Annotated in this window: 15 protein-coding genes and 2 pseudogenes; 13 read left to right on the top strand and 4 right to left on the bottom strand. The window is 54.3% G+C overall.

Annotated elements, in window-relative coordinates; genetic code table 11:
• Positions 1-113 precede the first annotated feature (113 nt).
• The gene (locus tag QPJ95_RS02220; protein ID WP_270921220.1) at positions 114-2,459 is read left to right on the top strand and encodes a tetratricopeptide repeat protein; all 2,346 of its coding nucleotides are present in this window, start codon (positions 114-116) and stop codon (positions 2,457-2,459) included.
• Positions 2,460-2,577: 118 nt separating this feature from the next.
• Here the strand turns inward: QPJ95_RS02220 and QPJ95_RS02215 are convergent.
• A pseudogene (locus QPJ95_RS02215) lies at positions 2,578-3,413 on the bottom strand (IS5 family transposase).
• Positions 3,414-3,827: 414 nt separating this feature from the next.
• Positions 3,828-4,649 carry a DeoR/GlpR family DNA-binding transcription regulator gene (locus QPJ95_RS02210; RefSeq protein WP_270920678.1) on the bottom strand — a complete coding sequence of 274 codons (822 nt, stop codon included), beginning with the start codon at positions 4,647-4,649 and terminating at the stop codon, positions 3,828-3,830.
• 197 nt (positions 4,650-4,846) lie between these two features.
• Between QPJ95_RS02210 and QPJ95_RS02205 the strand changes: the two genes are divergently transcribed.
• The 5 genes from QPJ95_RS02205 (at position 4,847) to QPJ95_RS02185 (ending at position 12,284) form a co-directional block, all read left to right on the top strand.
• Complete coding sequence (locus QPJ95_RS02205) at positions 4,847-5,794, top strand: ABC transporter substrate-binding protein (RefSeq protein ID WP_270920677.1); 948 nt, start codon at positions 4,847-4,849, stop codon at positions 5,792-5,794.
• A 118-nt stretch (positions 5,795-5,912) separates the two neighbouring features.
• On the top strand, positions 5,913-6,944 hold the full coding sequence (locus QPJ95_RS02200) for a quaternary amine ABC transporter ATP-binding protein (RefSeq protein WP_270920676.1): 1,032 nt from the start codon (positions 5,913-5,915) through the stop codon (positions 6,942-6,944).
• Entirely contained in the window at positions 6,941-8,950 is a 2,010-nt protein-coding gene (locus QPJ95_RS02195; RefSeq protein ID WP_270920675.1) for an ABC transporter permease, read from the top strand. Before QPJ95_RS02200 ends, QPJ95_RS02195 begins: the two co-directional genes overlap by 4 nt.
• On the top strand, positions 8,947-9,834 hold the full coding sequence (locus tag QPJ95_RS02190) for a phosphotransferase (RefSeq protein ID WP_270920674.1): 888 nt from the start codon (positions 8,947-8,949) through the stop codon (positions 9,832-9,834). Before QPJ95_RS02195 ends, QPJ95_RS02190 begins: the two co-directional genes overlap by 4 nt.
• 8 nt (positions 9,835-9,842) lie before the next feature.
• On the top strand, positions 9,843-12,284 hold the full coding sequence (locus tag QPJ95_RS02185; protein ID WP_270920673.1) for a GcvT family protein: 2,442 nt from the start codon (positions 9,843-9,845) through the stop codon (positions 12,282-12,284).
• Between the two features lie 68 nt (positions 12,285-12,352).
• Here QPJ95_RS02185 and QPJ95_RS02180 read toward each other — a convergent pair whose 3' ends face one another.
• Complete coding sequence (locus tag QPJ95_RS02180; protein WP_270920672.1) at positions 12,353-13,132, bottom strand: DeoR/GlpR family DNA-binding transcription regulator; 780 nt, start codon at positions 13,130-13,132, stop codon at positions 12,353-12,355.
• A 152-nt stretch (positions 13,133-13,284) separates the two neighbouring features.
• On the opposite strand from QPJ95_RS02180, the gene QPJ95_RS02175 reads away from it, so the two are divergent.
• The 3 genes and pseudogenes from QPJ95_RS02175 to QPJ95_RS02165 all read left to right on the top strand — a co-directional run.
• Positions 13,285-15,708 carry a GcvT family protein gene (locus QPJ95_RS02175; RefSeq protein WP_270920680.1) on the top strand — a complete coding sequence of 808 codons (2,424 nt, stop codon included), beginning with the start codon at positions 13,285-13,287 and terminating at the stop codon, positions 15,706-15,708.
• A 21-nt stretch (positions 15,709-15,729) separates the two neighbouring features.
• Positions 15,730-16,665: a choline kinase family protein gene (locus QPJ95_RS02170; protein WP_270920671.1), complete on the top strand. Its 936-nt coding sequence runs from the start codon at positions 15,730-15,732 to the stop codon at positions 16,663-16,665.
• A gap of 106 nt (positions 16,666-16,771) precedes the next feature.
• A pseudogene (locus QPJ95_RS02165) lies at positions 16,772-16,915 on the top strand (IS6 family transposase); the annotation flags it as partial.
• 115 nt (positions 16,916-17,030) lie between these two features.
• Here the strand turns inward: QPJ95_RS02165 and QPJ95_RS02160 are convergent.
• Positions 17,031-17,972 carry a MurR/RpiR family transcriptional regulator gene (locus tag QPJ95_RS02160; RefSeq protein ID WP_270920670.1) on the bottom strand — a complete coding sequence of 314 codons (942 nt, stop codon included), beginning with the start codon at positions 17,970-17,972 and terminating at the stop codon, positions 17,031-17,033.
• Positions 17,973-18,422: 450 nt separating this feature from the next.
• Between QPJ95_RS02160 and QPJ95_RS02155 the strand changes: the two genes are divergently transcribed.
• The 4 genes from QPJ95_RS02155 to QPJ95_RS02140 all read left to right on the top strand — a co-directional run bounded on the left by QPJ95_RS02155 (position 18,423) and on the right by QPJ95_RS02140 (position 21,671).
• Positions 18,423-19,205, top strand: coding sequence for a transporter substrate-binding domain-containing protein (locus QPJ95_RS02155; protein ID WP_270920669.1), 783 nt, complete (start codon positions 18,423-18,425; stop codon positions 19,203-19,205).
• Positions 19,206-19,308: 103 nt separating this feature from the next.
• On the top strand, positions 19,309-20,055 hold the full coding sequence (locus QPJ95_RS02150) for an amino acid ABC transporter permease (RefSeq protein ID WP_270920668.1): 747 nt from the start codon (positions 19,309-19,311) through the stop codon (positions 20,053-20,055).
• Positions 20,056-20,066: 11 nt separating this feature from the next.
• The gene (locus QPJ95_RS02145; RefSeq protein WP_270920667.1) at positions 20,067-20,912 is read left to right on the top strand and encodes an amino acid ABC transporter permease; all 846 of its coding nucleotides are present in this window, start codon (positions 20,067-20,069) and stop codon (positions 20,910-20,912) included.
• Between the two features lie 12 nt (positions 20,913-20,924).
• Positions 20,925-21,671, top strand: coding sequence for an amino acid ABC transporter ATP-binding protein (locus QPJ95_RS02140; protein WP_270920666.1), 747 nt, complete (start codon positions 20,925-20,927; stop codon positions 21,669-21,671).
• Positions 21,672-21,764 lie beyond the last annotated feature (93 nt).

Raw genomic sequence — 21,764 nt, 5'->3', positions numbered from 1 at the left:
ACTTTGGCGATCTTGAATTTTGCAATTCATTAACAATATTTATGTGCGCCTGATGTGAACCAACCAGCTAAAGTAACACGCGCTCCATTCAATCTTGAAGTGACAACTTATCCATGAAAAATTCCATCGAAATCGCGTTTTCGGAGGCTAAGGCTCTAGAACGCAACGGTAATATATCGTTGGCGTTGAAGGTTTATGAAGGTGTCGTTGATCGATTCCCTGCAAATGTGCGCGCAAAAAAAGCTATTTCACGCCTAAGGTCGATAGCTGCGGCACCCTCACAAACTATAGTTCGTGAGATTGTGAATAGTTACAAAAGTGGTCATTTTCAGCGCACGCTGGCCATTACAAGTGAACAGTTGATCGTTTTTCCAAACTCGGAGCAGCTGTGGACATTGCGAGGTGCTGCTGCAACGGCACTCGGCCAACATGCTTTAGCTGAAAACGCCTTTCGGCAGTCCGTGAGGCTAATGCCCCAAGTTGCCTCGACATATTTCAATCTGGGAGCTGCCTTGGAATCGCAAGGTAACTACATTGAAGCTGTTGAGAGCTTTACCTCAGCCATTGAACTGTCACCCAAACAAGCTGGATATTATCCGTCCCGAGGCAATGCGCATCGGTCTGCCGGCGATCTTAAGGCAGCGATCGCTGATCTGAGGACGAGTACCAAACTGGACACAGGAAATGCCATAGCTTTCGGTTTTCTTGGTCAGTACCTGCAGGAATACGGCGAAACCCGATCTGCCATAGACGCTTTTAAATCCGCGATTCTGCTAGACCCCAATTCACCGGCTATGCATCTCAACCTGGGGGATTCATATCACGAAGCCGGGGACATTCCTCAAGCCTTAAAGCATTTGGAGCGCGCGACTGTATTGGATCCGAATAATTCCTCGGCTCATAACAACCTGGCTTCCGCATATTTTTCTGCGCGGCAGTATGATGCATCCCTTCTAAGTTGTATGGCAGCAATCGCTCTCAATCCAGACTACGCGAGAGCATACCACAATATTGCCAATGTTCATCACCGCCAAGGGCGTCTCGACCTGGCCGTTGCAGCTTATGGAACAGCTGTGAGTTTAGACGATTCCATGCATGTCGCGCAGACGCTGAAACTCCATTTTCAGGCCCAGATGTGTGATTGGCAGGCACAGGAGGAGTTTGAAACAGTGGCCAATACGATCGGCATCACCGGCAAGGCTGTTCCCCCATGGCCGTTATTGGGTTTTGAAGATCACCCCGAACGTCAAAAACTTCGCTCTGGCCAATATGCAAAGCAGTGGCAGAACAATCGAGCGGACCTGACTGGGTCACCAACAGGGTCCCGGATCCGGGTTGGCTATTTTTCCAGCGATCTTTGCGAACACGCGACGTTGTTTTTGTTGAATGGGGTCATTGAAAACCACAATCAGGCTGATTTTGAAATTATTGTGTATTGCATGAATGAGCCGAAACGAAGCCCGCAGTTGGACAGGCTGATCCGCAACGCAGAGCATTTTGTGGACGTCCATCTAGCGTCGGATGACGACATAGTAAAACGGGCGCGGCAGGACGAGTTGGATATTGCCATTGACCTGAAAGGCTACACGCAAGATGCGCGCACGGGTCCTTTTTCCGCAGGTCTTGCTCCGATCCAGATCAGCTATTTGGGTTATCCCGGCACCATGGCAACACCTTGCATGGACTATCTGATCGCAGACACCGTCGTCGTGCCGCCAGAACAGCGCGAACACTATTCGGAACAGCTCATCTATCTGCCGGACAGCTATCAGCCCAACGATGATCATAGGATCATTGCGCAGGCCCCAGTTTCCAGAGCGTCCTGCGGGCTGCCCGAGGATGCTGTGGTTTTGTGTTGCTTCAACAGCAGCTACAAAATTACACCGCAGGAATTCGACATTTGGATGCGCATCCTGTCATCAGTGCCTAAGGCGGTCCTTTGGTTACTGGATGGCAATGAATGGGCAAAAGATAACCTTAAGCAGGCGGCGCGAGATCGCGGCGTCGATGAGACGCGGTTGATTTTCGCCGAAAATCTCCCGCATGACGCACATCTGGCCCGCCATCGGCTTGCTGATATCTTTGTAGATACTTTCAACGTAAACGCTCATACGACCGCAAGCGACGCTCTCTGGACTGGATTGCCTGTCGTTACCAAAGCTGGATCACAATTTGCGGCCCGCGTCGCCGCCAGCCTTTTAAAGGCTGTGGGAATGGCTGACTTGATTACCGAAGATGCGCAGCAGTATGAGAATCTGATCACAAAACTTGCAACCGACAAGGCTGCGTTGTTAGCGGTCAAATCGCGCTTGAGGGCAAATTTGGCGACGACACCTCTTTTTGACACCGCCGCCTACACCGCGCATCTCGAAGAGGGGTATCGACAGGTCTGGCAGCGTTGGCAGCAGGGTTGGGCACCGCAGGATGTTCATGTACAATCAACACCCAAACCCAATTGAAAGTAGTAGGCTTTGTTGCATCAAGTTTCTGCCGGGTTTCATTGCGTGAATCCAGCGTGATAGCTGGAGGCTTAGTCAGCACGAGTCAAACTTTCGGCTCGTCTTTTAGGCTCAGGACTCATAACCAGAAGATCACGGTTGCTGCGAGAGCGATGGCGGACAGGAAGACCTTCGGGCATCGGTCATAACGGGTAGCCACGCGCCGCCAGTCTTTCAGGCGACCAAACATGATCTCAATCCGGTTACGTCTTTTGTAACGACGCTTGTCGTACTTGATGGTTTTGTCTCGCGACTTTCGTCCAGGGATGCAGGGCGATATTCCCATATCTACAAGGGCCTCTCGGAACCAATCCGCGTCATATCCGCGATCTCCCAATAGCCAGTCGGCCGCTGGCAGACTATTCACCAGAGCTCTTGCCCCAGTGTAATCGCTAACCTGACCGGCGGTCAGGAAGAACTGGATCGGCCGCCCAATCGCGTCCACTGCCCGGCAGTGGTTTGCCTGCAAACCATGAGAGGGGGCACGGCATGCAACTTCGTGTTCATACCGCCCTTGGTACGTCCCCTCTCGGGACATTGATGCGCAATGCCCTGCCGGGCAGGGGATCAGACGTCCACGCCCCCTTTTTTTACCCGCAGGCTGGAGGCCGTGCGATGTGCCTTGAGGTAAGTTGCGTCAATTGAGATCGTCTTGTTGTCAGGAACCTCGGCTGCCAGCCCCATCATAATCCGCGCGAACACCCCCATGTCGCTCCACCGTTTCCAGCGGTTGTAGAGCGTCTTGTGTGGACCATACTCCTTGGGCGCATCACACCAACGCAACCCATTGCGATTGATGAAAATAATACCACTTAACACTCGACAATCATCGACCCGTGGCACGCCATGACTCTTCGGAAAATAGGGCCGAAGCCGTGCCATCTGATCTTCGCTCAGCCAGAAAAGATTACTCATAAAACCCCCGTAATTTGGGGACTTGAATCATGCAGAACAGACAGCCTCAAGCAGATTAACGGGTCCTGAGCATAGGGATGGTCAGGGCGATCTTATTGCGCATAGGTCTGGAAAAGGCAATTTCCAGCATCTGAATTTGCCCGCGATTGCAGAACAGAAGACGCAGCACCAATTGTACTACGGGTTCCAGTGGACCCGTCCAGCAGGGGCTGCGCTGTGTCCTGAGCGGGAAGACCTCGCACCCATCGAGGCCATTCAAGCCGAGATCGGCCATGCTGCATTTCAGACCCAATACCCGCAGGACCTGGCGTCTGCAGGGGAGGACGTCCTGGTGACCGTAGGCTGTCGGAACTGAATATTCATTGCCGCGATACTGCACGACGGACAGTGAACAAACCACGAGACGGGGCCACTTCACTCTCTATGGGTTTGGTCGATGACGATAATTTCGGTTTTCCAGGTTTTTGCAGCTGTAACAATGTCTTGTGGCGGTGTCGCATCGGTGATCAATAGGTCGACACTTGACGGATCACCGATGGAAATCGGTGCAGAGCGACCAAACTTCGTACTATCGGCAGCAATGATCGTCGTGCCGGACCGTGCCATGATGGCGCGCGAATACTGTGCCTCTTCGAGATCAAACAGCATGAAACCATTTTTTGCATTGATAGCAGCGGCAGATAGCACTGAGAAATCAGTTCGAAATTGGCCGACAAAATCCAACACTTGAGCGCCAAATATGCCACCGTCATGTTCGCGTAATTCACCTCCTGGCATGAAGACACGGTTGTTATTGCGAGCAGCCAACGTATGGGCCACAGCGACGGAATTGGTCACCACCAGCAATTCGGTGTGATTTTTTAGAGCATTGGCAATGAATGCCGTCGTTGATCCGATGTCGAGGAACAGTGAACTGCCGTTGCTAATAAGCCCGGCGACATGGGATGCAATCCTATGCTTGGCGCGGGGGCTTTCATCCATCCGTTGCGTAAAGCTGAGTTCAATCGAGCCATGTTTTAAGAGCACGCCGCCGTGTACTTTTTGAACAAATCCATCTTCTGATAACCGCCGGACGTTCCGCCGCACAGTTTCTTCGGACACATCCAAAGCCTCGGCAATGGAGTGAATGCGCATGCTGCCCCCCGACATCGTGATCAGATCTAGTATCTCGGCGCCGCGACTTGTGGCTGGGCGCTTGGGTTTTTCTGTGACGGCTGCGGCTGGTTGGGTGTTCATGTGGGGAGTCTCACATATTGGCTATGTTTTTCCCTTAAAAACCACATTTACCCTCTAATTACCACAAAAATTGATCATTTATGTCGATAATGATTGAATAATGTTGGAGTTTGGCCAGTGTGGGGGGTAGGAACTGCGATTCGAAAGGTCAGCCAATAGGTCTTTGGTCGCTCCATGAAACCACAGGGGGTTTGAAAATGCGTACCATCACCACTTTTCTTGCGGCTGCAGTCACAGGGCTTAGCCTAGCTGGCGGCGCTCTTGCCGAGGCTGAATCGCAACAGCCGATTAAGCTGACGATGCATGATTGGACGGGTCAGTTGCTGACCACGACAATCATGGGCAAAGTTCTGGCCAAGGCTGGCTATAACGTCGAATATGTTCAGGCGGATTACATCGCCCAATTTGCTGGCCTGAAAACGGGCGATCTACACGTTGCGATGGAGATCTGGGAAACCACTGGCCGCGAAGCGATGGATGAAGCCACTGACACTGGCAAGGTCGTCAACATGGGTGAGTCCGGGATGATGGCCATCGAAGAGTGGTGGTATCCGGCCTATATGGAGGAAGCCTGCCCCGGTCTGCCGGACTGGAAGGCGCTGAATGATTGTGCACGCGAATTTTCAACTCCTGAAACCGCGCCAATGGGCCGCTATCTGGGCGGACCGGTAACCTGGGGCGGCTTTGATGACGAGCGCGTCGAGGCGCTGGAAATGGATTTTGAAGTTGTGCATGCCGGCACCGATGCCGCGTTGTTTGCTGAACTGGAAAGTGCCTACCAACGTCAGGCACCTATTGTGTTGTGGGTTTATGCGCCACATTGGGCACCCACCAAATACGACGGAAAATTCGTGAAATTCCCCGCGTATTCCAGCGAATGTTACTCGGATCCGTCGGTTGGGTTGAACCCGTCGCTGGCTTATGACTGTGGCAAACCGACTGGCCCAATCTGGAAGGTCGCATGGTCCGGCCTGGCCGACACATGGCCCGGTGCTGCAGCGGCAGTAAACGCTTTTACCATCAGCAATGATGACATGGGTGCCATGGTCACTGCGGTTGACCTGAATGGCGGCAGTGTTGACGAGGTGAGCGAAGCCTGGCTGGCCGCAAACGAAGGCACTTGGTCCAGCTGGATTGCCAACTAAATAACGTCGACGAACCGGAGCGGCTGGGTGACCTGCCGCTCCCCTTAAATACCCCAATTTATTCAACTATTCCTGACCCGCATTTTGTTGGGACGGTCTGGTTGTGCCCGAGGACGACATGGAAAAACCTATCTTGCTGGACTGCCGAAATGTCTGGAAAATTTATGGGGCTCATGCCAATCGCGTTCATAGGGAAAACAAGGGCAACCCAAGCGCCGATGATCTGAAATCGCATGGGTTGATTGGTGCCGTTCGCAACGCCAATGTTCAAATTCGACAGGGCGAAATCTTTGTCATTATGGGGCTGTCGGGTTCTGGTAAATCCACACTGGTGCGCTGCATGTCGCGGTTGATTGAACCCACCAGCGGTGAGGTGTTGTTTGAAGGCAAAGACCTTTTGACAATGACCGGCAAAGAGCTGATCGAAATCCGCCGCAAGAAGATGGGCATGGTGTTTCAGCATTTTGCCCTGCTGCCGCATTTGACGGTGTTGCAAAACGCAGCTTTTCCTTTGGAAATCCAAGGTGTGCCAAAGGCCGAGCGTGAAGCCCGAGCCCGCGAAGTGGTCGAACTGGTTGGGCTGAAGGGACGTGAGGCTTATTATCCGCGTCAGCTATCCGGCGGGCAGCAGCAGCGCGTCGGTATTGCACGGTCCTTGGCAGTTGAACCTGATCTGTGGTTCCTGGACGAGCCGTTTTCGGCGCTGGACCCGCTGATCCGCCGTGAGATGCAGGACGAATTTCTGCGATTGCAAAACCTGTTGCACAAGACAATTGTTTTCATCACCCATGATTTTGACGAGGCCATTCGTCTGGCTGACCGCATTGCAGTGATGAAAGATGGGGAGGTGGTGCAGATTGCAACGCCAGAAGAGCTGGTCCTGAATCCGGCGACAAAATATGTCGAGGAGTTCACCCGTCACATTCCACGTTCGAAGGTGCTGTCGCTGGGCGCGGTGATGACACCGGGTGCCCCTGATGGTGAAACCGCAGGCTCTCTTCAGGCCACTCAACGCATCGAAGATTGTGCGGACCAGATTGAATCCAATGCGTTGCCGTTTCGGGTTCTGGATGAGGACGGCACTGTCGTCGGCTCGATCGGGCGTCAGGCCGTCGTTGATGTGTTGATCGGCCGGATAGCTACGTCATGAACCGGATGCGCCAAATATTTGCCCAACCGGCGGCGCGATTTTGGATTATCCTGTTTGCCGCGACCTGGCTGCTGTCCAAGTATTCGTGGGATCTGTATAAGGCGCTTGATGCGCGCTGGATCATCAAATACCCCGCCGCAGCACGCCTGCCGCTGGAAGACAAGATCAGCGCCTTTATGCAATGGCTGGTCGAAGACGCCAGCTTGGGGTTGTTTTCCTTTCGCGATCTGACCCGGTTTATCGCCTCGCTGATCGAAGGCCCCTATGATTTTGCCCGTAGCCTGCTGATCGAAGGGTTCTCTGTTGGGTTGGGCAATGAGGCGGTGGAGATTGCGCCATCGCTGAGCTGGATCGCTATCATCGTAACGCTGGTGGCGATGGGCCACTATGCGCGGGACTGGAGACTGGCAGGTTTGATGGGCGGGTGCTTTCTGTATCTTGCGGTCTTTGGCCAGTGGGACAGTGCCATGGTCACATTGGCTTCGGTCCTGATTGCCGTGCCAATTGGGGCGATTGGGGGGCTGATGCTGGGCATTCTGGCCTATCGCTCGCCGCTGTTCGAGGCGATTATTCGCCCGGTTCTGGACTTGATGCAGACGGTTCCGGTCTTTGCCTATCTGGTTCCAATCCTGTTTTTGTTTGGCTTTGGCCCGGTGGCCGCGCTGGTGGCGACAATTATCTATGCCATGCCGCCCATGGTGCGGGTCACGATCATGGCGCTGAGGAACGTCCCCAGTGAAATCAATGATGTGGGTGTCATGATTGGCTGCACCAAACATCAGCTGATGTGGAAAGTGATTGTGCCTTCGGCCTCGCCTATGCTGATGGTGGGGGTGAACCAGGTCATCATGCTGACGTTGAACATGGTGATTATTGCCTCGATGATCGGGGCAGGGGGGCTTGGCTTTGACGTGTTGACGGCGCTGCGGCGACTGGATATCGGCGGCGGTATTGAAGCGGGCGTTGCCATTGTAGTGATGGCGATTGCGCTGGACCGGCTCAGCCAGGCCTTTGCCACCCGTGTTGCTGCTGATCACCTAGTTGACCCCGATCTGAACCTTGCCAAGCGTCATCCGTGGACAACGACAGTCCTGGTTGTCGCTATTGGGACCTTCCTACTGGCGCAGGTGCTGCCGGGAATTCAGTCCTACCCTGACGTCGCGACCCTATCGACAGGCACCTTCTGGTCCGATGTCATGGCCTATATCAACGTCAATTACTTTGACACGTTTGAGGCTGTTAAGACAGCGTTTCTGTCCTATCTGCTGTTGCCGGTGAAACGGTTCTTCACCGGTATTCCCTGGGCCTGGGGCATCTTTGCCATGACCCTGATCGGCTGGCGCGTGGGTGGGCTTGGCCTGTCCATCATGACCGGCCTGTTCACTGCATTTATCGCGGCCAGCGGGCTGTGGGACAAAGCAATGGTGACAGTGTACCTGTGCGGGGTGTCGGTCTTGGTGGCCTCGGCCATTGGTATCCCAATGGGGATCTTGGCGGCGCAGAACGACCGGGCAAACCGAGTTGTGAATTCGCTGATCGACACGCTGCAAACGCTGCCCAGTTTTGTTTATTTGATCCCGGTGGTGATGTTGTTTCGGGTCGGAGATTTTTCGGCAATGATCGCGGTGGTGCTTTATGCACTGGCACCGGCTGTACGTTATGCGGCGCATGGCATCCGCAATGTTGATCCACAGTTGATCGAGGCAGGGCTGGTGTCAGGCTGCACACCGCGCCAGCTGTTGTGGCGGATCAAATTGCCGATGGCGCTGCCTGAACTGCTGCTTGGCCTGAACCAGACCATCATGCTGGCGCTGTCTATGCTGGTCATCACTGCACTGGTCGGGACACGCGATCTTGGCCAACAAGTCTACATCGCGCTGACCAAGGCCGATTCAGGGCTGGGCATCGTTGCGGGCCTTTCGGTGGCCTTTATCGCCATCATTGCCGATCGCATCCTCTCCGCCTCGGCCAAGCGGGCAAAACAAAGGTTGGGATTGACAGAATGAATGTCGCCGCAAAAGCAGCTCTGGATCGCGCCGCGGCTCTGCCGCTCTGGCAGGCTCCGCAACAGGTGGCCCTGTTGGGGGGCGGGATCACAAACTTTAACGTGTCACTGGTGGATCAGGGCAAACGCTATGTTGTGCGTGTTGGGCAGGACATTCCGCTGCACCAGATCATGCGGTTCAACGAACATGCTGTGCATAGTGCTGCGCAGGCCATTGGGGTGGCTCCGGCCATTGTTCACGCAGAACCGGGTATTCTGGTGCTGGAGTTCATTAATGGCACTCCGCTGGATGAGGCCTCCGTGCGTCAGGATGACATGCTGGCCCGCATCATTCCGCTCATCAAACGATGCCACACCGATGCAATGCAGCAAGTGCGTGGCCCGATCCTGACGTTTTGGGTGTTCCATGTTCTGCGCGACTATGCGGCGACGCTGCGGGATGGCGGATCGCCGTATGTGGCCAAACTTGACGCTCTATTGCGCACCGCCCGCCAGTTGGAACAGGACGTTGGTCCGGTTCAGCTGGTGCTTGGCCATAACGACCTGCTGGCGGCAAATTTCCTTGAGGATGGCGACAGGTTGTGGCTGCTGGACTGGGAATACGGCGGCTTTAACTCGCCGCTGTTTGATCTGGCGGGACTGGCGTCCAACAATGAACTTAGCCAGGCGCAAGAATGCGCAATGCTGGAAAGCTATTTTGAGGCGCCGCTGACACCCCAGCTGGCCCACCAATACCACGCCATGAAATGCGCGTCTCTGCTACGAGAGACGATGTGGAGCATGGTTTCCGAAATCCACTCTGAAATCGACTTTGATTACGCGCAGTACACAGACAAAAATCTGATGCGTTTCCAAGCGGCCCTTTCTGACTTCCAAAATACGTGAGGAATACTATGAGCTCCTTCCCAACCAGCGCAAAAGCGGTCATCATCGGCGGCGGAATCGTGGGCTGCTCTACGGCCTACCACCTAGCAAAACTTGGCTGGACCGACGTGGTTCTGCTGGAACGCAAGAAACTGACATCGGGCACCACCTTTCACGCGGCGGGGCTGGTTGGTCAGCTGCGATCAAACGCAAATATCACCCAGTTGTTGGGATATTCCGTTGATCTTTACAAAAAGCTGGAAGAGGAAACCGGTCAGGCAACGGGCTGGAAAATGAACGGCGGGCTGCGTCTGGCCTGCAACGAAGAACGCTGGACCGAGGTTAAGCGTCAGGCCACCACGGCGCATTCCTTTGGTCTCGAAATGGAGCTTTTAACCCCGTCCGAGGCGAAGGAGCTTTGGCCGCTGATGAACATCGATGATGTGATTGGCGCGGCCTACATGCCCACGGACGGTCAGGCCAATCCGTCGGATATTACCCTGTCCTTGGCCAAAGGCGCCCGGATGGCAGGAGCCACCATTTTGGAAGACACCAAGGTCACCAAGGTTGTGATGGACGATGGTGTCATCAAGGGTGTGATGACCGAAAAGGGCTTTATCGAGTGTGAAAAGGTCATTCTGTGTGGCGGCCAGTGGACGCGCGAATTTGCGGCTACTGTTGGCGTCAACGTGCCGTTGGTGCCGATGGAGCACCAGTATATGGTCACCGAACGGATCGACGGCATAACATCCGATCTTCCGACCCTGCGCGACCCTGATCGGCTGACTTATTACAAAGAGGAAGTTGGCGGTCTGGTCATGGGGGGCTATGAGGCAAATCCAATCCCCTGGGCCACGAAGGGCATTCCAAAGGGGTTCCATTATTCATTGTTGGACAGCAACTATGATCATTTTGAACCGCTGATGGAACTGGCACTAGGGCGTGTTCCGGCGCTTGAAACTGCTGGTATCAGGACGCTGACCAATGGCCCCGAAAGCTTTACCCCGGATGGTAACTTTATCATTGGCGAAGCGCCCGAGTTGAAGAACTTCTTTGTTGGCGCTGGCTTTAATGCTTTTGGCATCGCTGCCGGTGGTGGCGCCGGCATGGCGCTGGCCGAGTGGGTGAAAAATGGCGAGCCGCCGTTTGATTTGTGGTCGGCTGACATTCGCCGCTTTGGTCGGCCGCATTTTGACACCGATTGGGTGCGGACCCGGACAGTCGAGGCTTACGGCAAGCACTACACCATGGCCTGGCCGTTCGAAGAGAACAGCTCGGGCCGTCCGTGCCGCAAGTCACCGTTGTATGACACGCTGAAAGACAAGGGTGCTTGCTTTGGTGAGAAACTGGGTTGGGAGCGTCCCAACTGGTTTGCAACAGAGGGTATGGAAGCCAAAGACATCTATAGCTTTGGCCGTCAGAATTGGTTCGACACTGTTGGAGAAGAACATAAAGCTGGGCGCGAGGCAGCTGTCTTGTTTGACCAGACTTCGTTTGCCAAATTTACCCTCAAAGGCCCAGACGCCGAGGCCGCACTGAGCTGGATTGCTGCCAATGACGTGAAAAAACCGGTTGGATCGTTGATATACACTCAGATGCTGAACGATCGGGGCGGTATCGAGTGTGACCTGACCGCTGTGCGTGTGGCCAGAGACGAGTATTATATTGTCACCGGCACCGGCTATGCGACGCATGACTTTGACTGGATTTCGCGCAACATTCCCAAAGGCATGAATGCACAACTGGTTGACGTGACCTCGGCCTATTCGGTGTTGTCGCTGATGGGCCCCAAAGCGCGCGATATCCTTGCGACGGTGACCAACAGTGACGTCTCTAACGAAGCGTTCAAATTTGGCACTGCCAAGACAATTGGTATCGCAGGATGCCCGGTCAATGCTCTGCGTGTCACCTATGTGGGCGAGTTGGGCTGGGAACTGCATCTGCCGGTGGAATATGCCACAACCGTCTATGACGCTTTGACCGAGGCCGGCGCTGAATTTGGACTGAGAGATGCTGGATATCGAGCCATCGAAAGCATGCGTCTGGAAAAAGGCTACCGGGCCTGGGGGTCGGATATTGGTTCGGATCACACCCCGGCCGAGGCCGGGCTTGCTTGGGCGGTTAAGCTGAAGAAGAACATCGACTTCAAAGGTCGCAAAGCGGCGGAAGCGCAGCGCGACAACGGGGTGAAGAAGATACTTGCCTGCTTTACCACCGATCCTGATGTGGTGTTGTCGGGCCGTGAAACCATTTACCGCGATGGCAAACGGGTTGGCTGGCTGTCCAGCGGCGGATTTGGCTACACGGTCAATAAGTCGATCGGCTATGGCTATGTGCGCTCAAATGAAGTGATCAATGCCGACTTTATACGGGCCGGGTCTTATGAGCTGGAAGTTGCGACCAAACGGGTGCCCTGCACGGTTCAGCTCGGGCCGCTGTATGATCCAAAAATGGAACGGGTAAAGCGCTGACCGGCAATAATGTAGTGACGCTGGACACCCGGTGAGCAGAGCAGTGACAGCGCGTTTTTGGCTAAAAATCACGCGGAGCGTGGCGAGGCAGGCTTGGCGATCACCAGTTGGTGGTCGCTGGTCAGATCTGAAAATGCCGAACCGGGTTTCTGGTCGCAAATGATCAGATCATCTGGTTCCAGCTTGGGCAAGCGAAGCGACGGTTTGTCTCCATCGCTGATAAACTTGGATCTATCCACCGCCATAATGGTTCGCCCGGCAATGTCGATCATCGCCCGGGCGATATCTACCTCACATTGATCGTAGGCCATAAACCCAAGCGTGGGGTGAACTTGAGATGCCGATAAAATGGCATAGTCAACCGAGGAACTGGCGATGACGTCAAATGCCGCCCGGTCAAATGCCGCGCCGTCATGGGTCCGCAATTGGGTGCCTGCCATAAAGACCCGGTTGCCCTCGATCATTGATAGGGTGCTGGCGATGAAGGCCGAGTTGGTGACGATGGTCAGGTTTTGTTTTCGACGCAACGCCTGACTCACAAACCCAGATGTTGACCCGGTATCGATGGCAAGCGAAGACCCATCAGCCACCAGGTCGGCAATGCAGTTGGCGATGGCTACTTTTGCGGCCCGGTTCTTGTTCATGCGCGCCAGAAATGGTGGATCCATCACGTTCTGGGTGCTGACCAGCGCGCCATGTACCTTTTTTATGTCGCCGCGTTCGACCAAGGGGATGACAATCCGGCGCACCGTCTGATCTGTGACATCGAGAATCTGCGCCAGTTCGGTAACGGTGACTGTGCCACGCAAATTAACGGTGTTGAGGATTTTCTGTTCGTGTTTTGACATATCAGACTTGTCTTGCTGCTGCGGCGGCCAAATTATGACAGTTTGGCGGGCCGCTCAAGGCGATTAAACAACAAAAAGCCAAATTAATGTTGATTTTTGTTGAAGCTGGAGGTTAGCTGACAAAGGCAGAAGTGTGAGAGGCCTGGTTGGACATGACAATACACGCGGTAAAACATCTTATCATTGGCGGTGGAATAATTGGCTGCTCGATCGCCTATCACCTTGCAAAATCGGGTGAAAAAGACGTTGTCCTTTTGGAAAAGTCGTCTCTGACCGAGGGTGCGACATGGCATGCCGCCGGATTGGTTGGGCAGTTGCGGTCGTCGCGCAACACGACACGCATGCTAAAACGATCCGTCGCTATGTATGATCAGTTGGAAGCAGAGACCGGCATGGCGTTCGACTGGAAGAAAGTCGGCAGCCTGCGCTTGGCCGCAACCAAAGAACGTCTGCTGGAGGCGCAACGGCTGACGACAATGGCGCGTAGTTTTGATCTGGAAATGGAGATTATCAGCCCTGCCGAAGCCAAGGAGCTTTTCCCCTATATCAACGCCAGCGGGTTGGAGGGGGCAGCCTTTATTCCATCTGACGGCCATGTGGATCCGGCAGGCCTGTGTCAGGCCATTGCAGCAGGTGCGCGTAAATATGGCGCGCAGATCCGCCAGGGCGTCAAGGTCACGGATTTTGAAATCACCAATGGCCGCATCACCAAGGTGATGACTTCGGATGGCGATTATGAAGCAGAAGTTGTGGTTCTGGCAGCCGGCATGTGGAGCCGTGAACTGGCGGCAAAACTGGGCGTTACCGTTCCGGCCTGTGCTGTCGAACACCAATATATCGTCACTGAGCCATTGCCGAACCCTGAACTGGTCAAGGGGCTGCCGACGCTGCGCGACCCTGAACGGTTGGTCTATTACAAGCCCGACGTGGGTGGTCGATTGGTGATTGGTGGCTATGAGGAAGGCACATTGCCATTTGGGGATCAGGGCATTCCCGGAGAGTTTGTGCGTCAGTTGCTGCCGGACAATCTGGACCGGTTTGCGCCGCTTGCGGAATTGGCGGCTCTGGTAACTCCGGTGATCAATGAGGTTGGCATCCGCACGGTCATTAACGGCCCAATCCCCTATTCCGCCGATGGCGATTTTGTCATGGGCTGGGCTCCGAACCTGAGTAACCTGATGCTGTCCACTGGTTTTCTATACGGTATTGCTGCTGGTGGTGGGGCAGGGGAAATGATCGCCGAATGGATCGTGGATGGCAGTCCCAGTCTGGATTTGTGGCCACTGGATGTGCGCCGGTTCAGCCCGCACCACGCTACAAAGGCATTTATGTACCCCCGCGCAGTCGAGCATTACGCCCACCACTACAAAATGCGCTATCCAGGCCAAGAGGCGGAAACCGCCCGCAATCTTCGGCTCAGCCCATTGTATCAGCGGCTGAAACAGCATGGTGCGGTTTACGGGTCAAAAAATGGTTGGGAACGGCCCTTGTGGTTTGCCCCTGAAGGGGTGGAGCCGGTGGATCAACTGGCCCTTATCAATCCAGGATGGAAGAGATACGCTGCCGAGGAACACCGGGCGGTCCGCGAAGGGGTGGTGCTGATTGACCAATCCAGTTTCGCCAAATTCGAGTTGATTGGGGCAGGGGCGCTGGCTGCGATGCAACAGATAGCTGTCTCCAACATGGACCGACCCATCGGCAGCGTCATCTATACCCAGCTGTGCAATGAGCGCGGCGGGATTGAGGCTGATGTCACCATCACCCGGACAGGCAAGGACCGGTTCTACATTGTGACCGGATCCGGGTTTGGCGTGCATGACAGCGACTGGATCAACCGGGCCCTGCCCAAAGATGGCTCGGTACACTTGATTGATGTGACCTCTGCCAAGGCGGTGATCAATATCTGTGGCCCCAAAGCCCGCGACGTGTTGCAGAAGGTATGCGAGACCGATGTTTCAAACGCGGTTTTCCCCTTTGGCACATCACAGGGCATCATCGTCGGAGCCGCGACACTGCAGGCGATCCGCATTGGCTATGTTGGTGAATTGGGGTGGGAGTTGCATGTTCCGACGGAATTTGCGCTGCATGTCTATGATTGCCTGTGGCAGGCTGGCCAGGCTGAGGGCATTCGCGACATTGGTTACCGGGCAATTGACTCGCTGCGCCTGGAAAAGGGGTATCTGTACTGGAGCGCTGATATCACCCCCGATTATTCGCCGATTGAGGCCGGTTTGGGGTTTCGGGTGCATCTCAAAAGCAAAGGAAACTTTTGTGGGCGGGCCGTGCTTGAGGAGCAGAAAACGAATGGCACGGAACAACGGCTGTGCACCTTTGTCCATAATGGACCGCTGCCGGTAACGGGCGGCGAAACCATTCTTAAATCTGGCGAAATGGTTTCGCTGGCTTGTAGCGCCGGATATGGCCACACGGCTGGGCAGACTATCATTTTTGGCTATCTTCCGTCAGCTATGGCAGAGGACGAAGATTTTGAACTGGAAGTGTTTGGGGATCGATACCCCATACGCCGGGTTGATGGCCCGATCTATGACCCTTCAAATAGCCGACTAAAAGCATGACCAACACAGGAGTACTGGATTATGGCAGATGAAAACACCGCACCCGTGTTGAAGGCCCTGCGCAAATTGCAGGCGTTTGAGGCTGCCACCCCTCAAACTTGCACAATACAGCGGTTGGGTGGGTTGACCAATCTGGTCTACCGGGTCGAATTTGAAGGCCAAAGCGTGATTGTACGTATTCCCGGACAGGGCACCGAGGCCTACATAGACCGGGCGGTTGAGATCCATAATACCAAAGTTGCCGCAAAGACTGGCATCGCCGCCAGAGTATTGTGGGCCGACAGCAATACCGGTGTCATGATCAGCGATTGCATTGAGGGCATTGAGACGATGACTCCTGCATTGTTTCACAGCCGCACCGGATCTGCGGCACGGGCAGGGCTGGCGTTGCAGCAATTGCACCAGTCTCCGACCCCCTTCAAATTCCGGTTCGAACTGTTTGCAATGATTGATGACTACCTCGGGATCCTGTCCCAAAAACAGATCGAATTACCTGATGGATACGAGGTTGTTGTTGCCGAGTCCGCCCCGATCAAACAGCTGCTGGCGGATAGGCCGGGCACTCTGGTTCCCAGTCATTGTGATCCGCTGTGCGAAAACTTTCTGGACGATGGTACGCGCATGTGGATCGTTGATTACGAGTATTCCGGCATGAATGACCCGCTGTGGGATCTGGGTGATCTGTCGGTCGAGGCGGGACTGACAGACGCGCAGGATATCGAAATGCTGACGGCCTATTTTGGCGCGGCCCCGTCGGCGGCACAAGTTGGACGGATGGTGATCTATAAGGCCATGTGCGATTTGTTGTGGACCCTGTGGGGATTGATTCAGCATGCGGACGGCAATCCGGCCGAGGACTTTTGGGTCTATGCCATCAACCGGTTTGGACGGTGCAGGGCATTGATGATGGGCCCAGGATTTGCTGGCCATATTGCCGCGGTTCGCGCGGCTGACTAACCTTGATCGGCCATGTTGCGCGGCGGCACCTGACTATCTCTGGCTGCAGATCAGACATCCAGGTCAAAAACGGTTTTTCCTTCGGACCCGCCAGAGCAGCCCCTAAATCATCCGGCTTGCCGTGATGATGCAATTTCGGTTGCCACTTTCCCTCCCAAATGTCTCAGACCTGTTGCGGGAGCGAGGGATTGCTATCAGTCACCAGACGGCCCGTTTCTGGTGGAATTGGTTCGGCCCGTTGTTCGTCGCCGCGCAAGATTTATGCGCCATAAGGGATAGCGCTACTGTCCTTACAGAGACTGGTTCGCATCCATCTGACAGCCCCCTATGAGGGCGAGCCTGACAACGAGCAGGATTGGCTGTCGTTAAAAATATGCGCCGCTCGTGTTGCGAACAAGTTCAGTCTGCTTAATCCGATCAAGCGCATCTGATGCTGCAACAGTGGCTGACAATAGGACTTCTATCATCAGGACCGTGGAAATGACCGACGGGTAATAATGCGGGCTTTCTGTTGGGGCGATAAACACATGATCCGCGTATTCAACCAAAGGCGAACTGAGCTTGTCCGTTATGGCAAATACCTTAGCGTTCTTATCGCTTGCATAGGCTGCGGCCACGACCGTTTCTTTGGCGTAAGGTGCATAGGCCAGAACCAGCGCCGTATCGCGTTCTGTTATAGATGCGATGGTTTCAACCATTGTTGCACTGCCGGAATGATCCGTCCGCAGACCGGGGATGGCCATTTGGCCGGTTGTTTCCATCAGGGCGGCCATCCAGTGCATGGACCCTGACCCAAGAATTATCGTCCGTTCCGAGTCTTGAACACTTTTGGTAAACGCCTCGACGGCTGACAGATCCATCTGCTTGAGCGTCAGCGCAATATTCTGCGTTGCTGCCTGGGCAATGTTTTTGGGCAGCTGGTCTTCTTTTTGCGACCCGGCGCCGCTGCGCAAAGCAACAGCGCGATTGCCGAGCCCTTGGGTTACAAATCTTTGCTGGAACTCATAACGAAACGCCTCGTAGTTTTCATAATCCAACGCCCGGGCTAGGCGCAACATCGTTGGCGATGCCACATCGCAGGCCGTTGCCACTGTGCGCATGGAATCAAAGGCAATCCGGTCAGGGTTGTCGAGCGCATATCGCGCTGCCCGGCCAAGTTTTTTTGGTAGATTCGAGAGCGCCTTGGTCAGTTTCTGATCAATTTTTAACATGCCTGACGGGTCCACCTTGTCGCAATAGTCGTACTTCGTACTTTTTTGGTTCGTTCGCAACGGGAATATCGTACCATATGAAATATACTTTGACAAAAAATGGTATCCGCTACATTTTTAAAGCAAGAATTCTTGGGGGGGGGCACTTATTTCATATGTCACATTATTCGACCCTATTTGTGTTCCCGACAGCACGGGGGGGCGGCATTGGCAACGGTTTTGGCGAGGCTTGCAGGTTAGATCTGCAGGCGGAACAGCCGCCAGGAGCAATGCCCGAGCCGACGAGTGCCAAGGCGGGGTCCTCATTCCGAAAATTACAGCGTGCCGCACAATACAGGGTGGCAAAATCGCCAGTGTCAATTGCCAGTGTCAATCGCCAGTGTCGAGACCCCGTGCAACCCGGTCAGAAACCCTGAAAATACCATCTATTCACGCCTGAAACGAGCAACCTTAGCGGATGTTCAAAATCGCCACCAGACATTCAGACTATATGTGTGGCCCTTACTGGAGAAGACTATGTTCAAGGTTATGACAAAGAGAATGGCGATGACCGCGGCTCTGAGCGCGCTTGTCTTTGCGGCCCTGCCTGCACAGGCTGATGTCCTTGATGATATCAAGGCGCGCGGCACTTTGCGCGTGGCCGTCAAAGCCGACTATAAACCATACGGCTATCGCGACACGTCGGGTGCGATCATCGGCATCGAGCCTGATCTGGCTCAGGATGTGGCTGACAAGCTGGGTGTCAGCATCGAATTTGTGCCGGTCGTCAGCTCTAACCGCATGCAGTTCCTGCAGCAGGGCAAAGTTGATCTTTTGATCGCCACCATGACGGACAAACCGGACCGGCGCAAAGTGGTGTCGATTGTTGATCCGAATTACTATTCTTCGGGCACCAACATCATGACCCCCAAAAGCTTTGGGTTCACAGAATGGGAAGACCTGCGTGGCAAACCTGTTTGCGGCATTCAGGGTGCGTTCTACAACAAAAAGACCGGGCGTGATTTTGGCGCCACGATCGTCGCATTCAAAGGTACGGCAGAAGTGTATGCGGCTCTGAAGGCCGGCAATTGTGTGGCATTCGTCTATGATGATTCATCCCACGTGGCGACGCTGGAGCAGGCCGAGTGGGCCGACTACGAAATGCCGCTGCCAACCATCGACGACGCCCCTTGGGGACTGGCCGTTGCACTTGGTGAAACACGGTTCCACGAACTGATGTCTGAGATGATCATCGGTTGGCACAAATCTGGCCGTATCCTTGAACTGGAAACCGAATGGGGCGTCGCCAACACGCCGTTTGCCATGGATATGAACGCCAAATACAAATAGGTGCCAAACCTTTTGGCGGCGGGATTCCTGCGTTTCCGCCGCCAACTTTAGTCGACTTTAGGCGGGCGAGCCTGCGTCAGTTGGGCAGAGGGAAGGAGATCACATGGAAGCATTTTATGACTGGTTCAGAGTTCTTTATGAAACCACCGGAATAAACCTGCCTTTCCTTTACGATAGTTACGACCGGGACCGGATGTTTTTTGGTTTTTTCATGACCATCAAATTGTCGTTGGTCTGCCTGTTTTTCTCGATCATCATTGGGATCATCGGCGCGTGGCTGCAAAATTCACCATTTAAATGGACCCGCCGCATTATGAACGGCTATATTCAGCTGTTCCGCAATACGCCGCCTTTGGTACAATTGTATTTTTTCTATTTTGCCATCAGTTCTTTGCTACCAACCGTGTCGAACGGCTATGGCGGACAACAGCCCATTCTGGGCGGGTTTGCCTGGGCCGCGATTTCGCTGTCGTTTTTTGCCGGCGCTTTCAACGTAGAGATTTTCCGATCCGGGATTGAAGCCGTGCCTCGATCAACCATCGAGGCTGCCGAGGCACTGGGGTTCTCGCGCCTGACAATCTATACCCATATCACGATGCCGCTGGCCATCCGGGTGGCGCTGCCTGCGCTGAATAATAATCTGGTAAATTTGGTGAAAACCACCACTCTGGCCTATGCGATTGCCGTCCCCGAGATGCTTTACGAGGCCAATCAAATCTGGTCCGATAATGTCAACGTAACCGAAATGATGTTCTTTTTGCTGCTAGTCTATTTTGGCCTTGTTGGTGTCCTTGTATGGGGAATGAACAGCTGGGAGCGGAAGCTGAAACTCCCTGGTTTCGGGGCCTAGGGGGCATGACAATGAACAATCAAACGCCCAAAATCATGCCAGTCATGATGTTGACCCCAAAACCACGGCCCGATGATCGGTTTCAGTTACGGCCTTGGCACGGGCTTGTATTGATCGTTGTCTGCATTGCCGCATCGATTCCGGCGGCGTTTGCAGCCACTGACCCGGGCCGGGCTTCAATATGGGACATTCTGGTGCAATGGATGCCGCTTTTGTTGAAGGGGTTTATTTTTAATATCGTCATATCCATCAGCGCGATGGCCCTTGGCACCCTTGCAGGGGCGGCTCTTGGGCTTGGGCAGATTTCGCTGAACCCTGTGGTGCGAAAATTAGCCTGGATCACAACCCAGTTTTTCCGCAACGCGCCGTGGCTGGTTTTGTTGTTCTTTGCCATGTTCCTATTGCCGTTTGAGTTGAAGATTTTTGGCCTGACGATCCCGTTACCGGACTGGCTTAAGGCAATGTTCGGACTGGCACTGCCGGTCATGGCCAACGTGTCCGAAATTGTCCGCGGCGCTATTGTCTCGCTCCCCAGCGGCCAATGGGAAGCGGCAGAGAGCCTGGCGTTCTCGCGCACTCAGGTGCTGTGGCGGATCATCCTGCCGCAATGTGTGAAACGCATGTTGCCGCCCTGGATGAACCTCTATTCGATCCTGACAATGGCCACTGTTCTGGCCTCGATTGTCGGAGTGTCCGAGGTGATGACCCTGACCGGTCAGGCACTGGCAGCCGAAGGTGGGCGCAGTGATCTGCTGATCCCGTTCTATTCATTCGTTTTGTTTCTTTTCTTTGTCTACTGCTATCCGATTGCACGGCTGACAGTACGTCTCGAAAAGAAATTTGCCGTAAAAACCTGAAGGATTACCAATATGGTATGGACTGACACAGACCCGATGGTCTCGATCAAGGATCTGCATAAATCTTTTGGATCCCTTGAGGTTCTGAAGGGTGTGTCAATGGACATCATGAAGGGCGAGGTGATTTGTATCATCGGCCCATCAGGGTCCGGAAAATCCACGCTTATTCGCTGTGTTAACGCGCTTAATAACTTTCAGAGCGGCTCCATTCTGGTCGAAGGTCAGGAAGTGAACGATCCGGATCTGGACAAGCTGGAGCTGCGTAAGAAAGTAGGCATGGTGTTTCAGCAATACAATCTGTTCCCGCACAAGACAGCCATCGAGAATATAATGATGGCGCCGCTTTTGGTGCTTAAAGACAAAAAGGAAGATGTGGAAAGGCTGGCGCGTGGGCTGATCAAGAAAGTTCGCCTTGAGGGTAAAGAAGACAGCTATCCAGGAGAGCTTTCGGGCGGGCAGCAGCAGCGTGTCGCTATTGCGCGTTCGCTGGCGATGAACCCGGATGTGATGCTGTTTGACGAAGTGACGGCGGCGCTGGATCCGGAAACTGTCAACGAGGTCTTGCAAACAATAAGGGATCTGGCCGAAGACGGAATGACCTGTATTCTGGTGACCCACGAAATGGGGTTTGCCCGTGAAGTTGCGGATCATATCTATTTTACGGACCGGGGCGTAATCGTAGAGCACGGGCCGCCGGCCACGTTTTTTGACGCTGCCAAAGACCCGCGCACCATCGCGTTTCTAGGTCAAATTCTGTAACAGTCTGAACAACCGCGCTGAGAACTCCCAGCCACTTCCGGACAGTGGTTTGTTAGCAAACCACGAGAAGGGGCCGGGTCGAATTGGTCTGAC

Source organism: Parasedimentitalea psychrophila, from assembly GCF_030285785.1.
GTDB classification, from domain to species: domain Bacteria; phylum Pseudomonadota; class Alphaproteobacteria; order Rhodobacterales; family Rhodobacteraceae; genus Parasedimentitalea; species Parasedimentitalea psychrophila.
The sequence above is the reverse complement of the archived record's forward strand: the minus strand, read 5'-3'. Positions and strand labels throughout refer to the sequence as shown.

Coding starts and splice junctions, on each gene's coding strand:
- QPJ95_RS02220 (WP_270921220.1), top strand. CDS start 114: ATGAAAAATTCCATCGAAATCGCGTTTTCGGAGGCTAAGGCTCTAGAA.
- QPJ95_RS02210 (WP_270920678.1), bottom strand. CDS start 4,649: ATGAACACCCAACCAGCCGCAGCCGTCACAGAAAAACCCAAGCGCCCA.
- QPJ95_RS02205 (WP_270920677.1), top strand. CDS start 4,847: ATGCGTACCATCACCACTTTTCTTGCGGCTGCAGTCACAGGGCTTAGC.
- QPJ95_RS02200 (WP_270920676.1), top strand. CDS start 5,913: ATGGAAAAACCTATCTTGCTGGACTGCCGAAATGTCTGGAAAATTTAT.
- QPJ95_RS02195 (WP_270920675.1), top strand. CDS start 6,941: ATGAACCGGATGCGCCAAATATTTGCCCAACCGGCGGCGCGATTTTGG.
- QPJ95_RS02190 (WP_270920674.1), top strand. CDS start 8,947: ATGAATGTCGCCGCAAAAGCAGCTCTGGATCGCGCCGCGGCTCTGCCG.
- QPJ95_RS02185 (WP_270920673.1), top strand. CDS start 9,843: ATGAGCTCCTTCCCAACCAGCGCAAAAGCGGTCATCATCGGCGGCGGA.
- QPJ95_RS02180 (WP_270920672.1), bottom strand. CDS start 13,132: ATGTCAAAACACGAACAGAAAATCCTCAACACCGTTAATTTGCGTGGC.
- QPJ95_RS02175 (WP_270920680.1), top strand. CDS start 13,285: ATGACAATACACGCGGTAAAACATCTTATCATTGGCGGTGGAATAATT.
- QPJ95_RS02170 (WP_270920671.1), top strand. CDS start 15,730: ATGGCAGATGAAAACACCGCACCCGTGTTGAAGGCCCTGCGCAAATTG.
- QPJ95_RS02155 (WP_270920669.1), top strand. CDS start 18,423: ATGACCGCGGCTCTGAGCGCGCTTGTCTTTGCGGCCCTGCCTGCACAG.
- QPJ95_RS02150 (WP_270920668.1), top strand. CDS start 19,309: ATGGAAGCATTTTATGACTGGTTCAGAGTTCTTTATGAAACCACCGGA.
- QPJ95_RS02145 (WP_270920667.1), top strand. CDS start 20,067: ATGAACAATCAAACGCCCAAAATCATGCCAGTCATGATGTTGACCCCA.
- QPJ95_RS02140 (WP_270920666.1), top strand. CDS start 20,925: ATGGTATGGACTGACACAGACCCGATGGTCTCGATCAAGGATCTGCAT.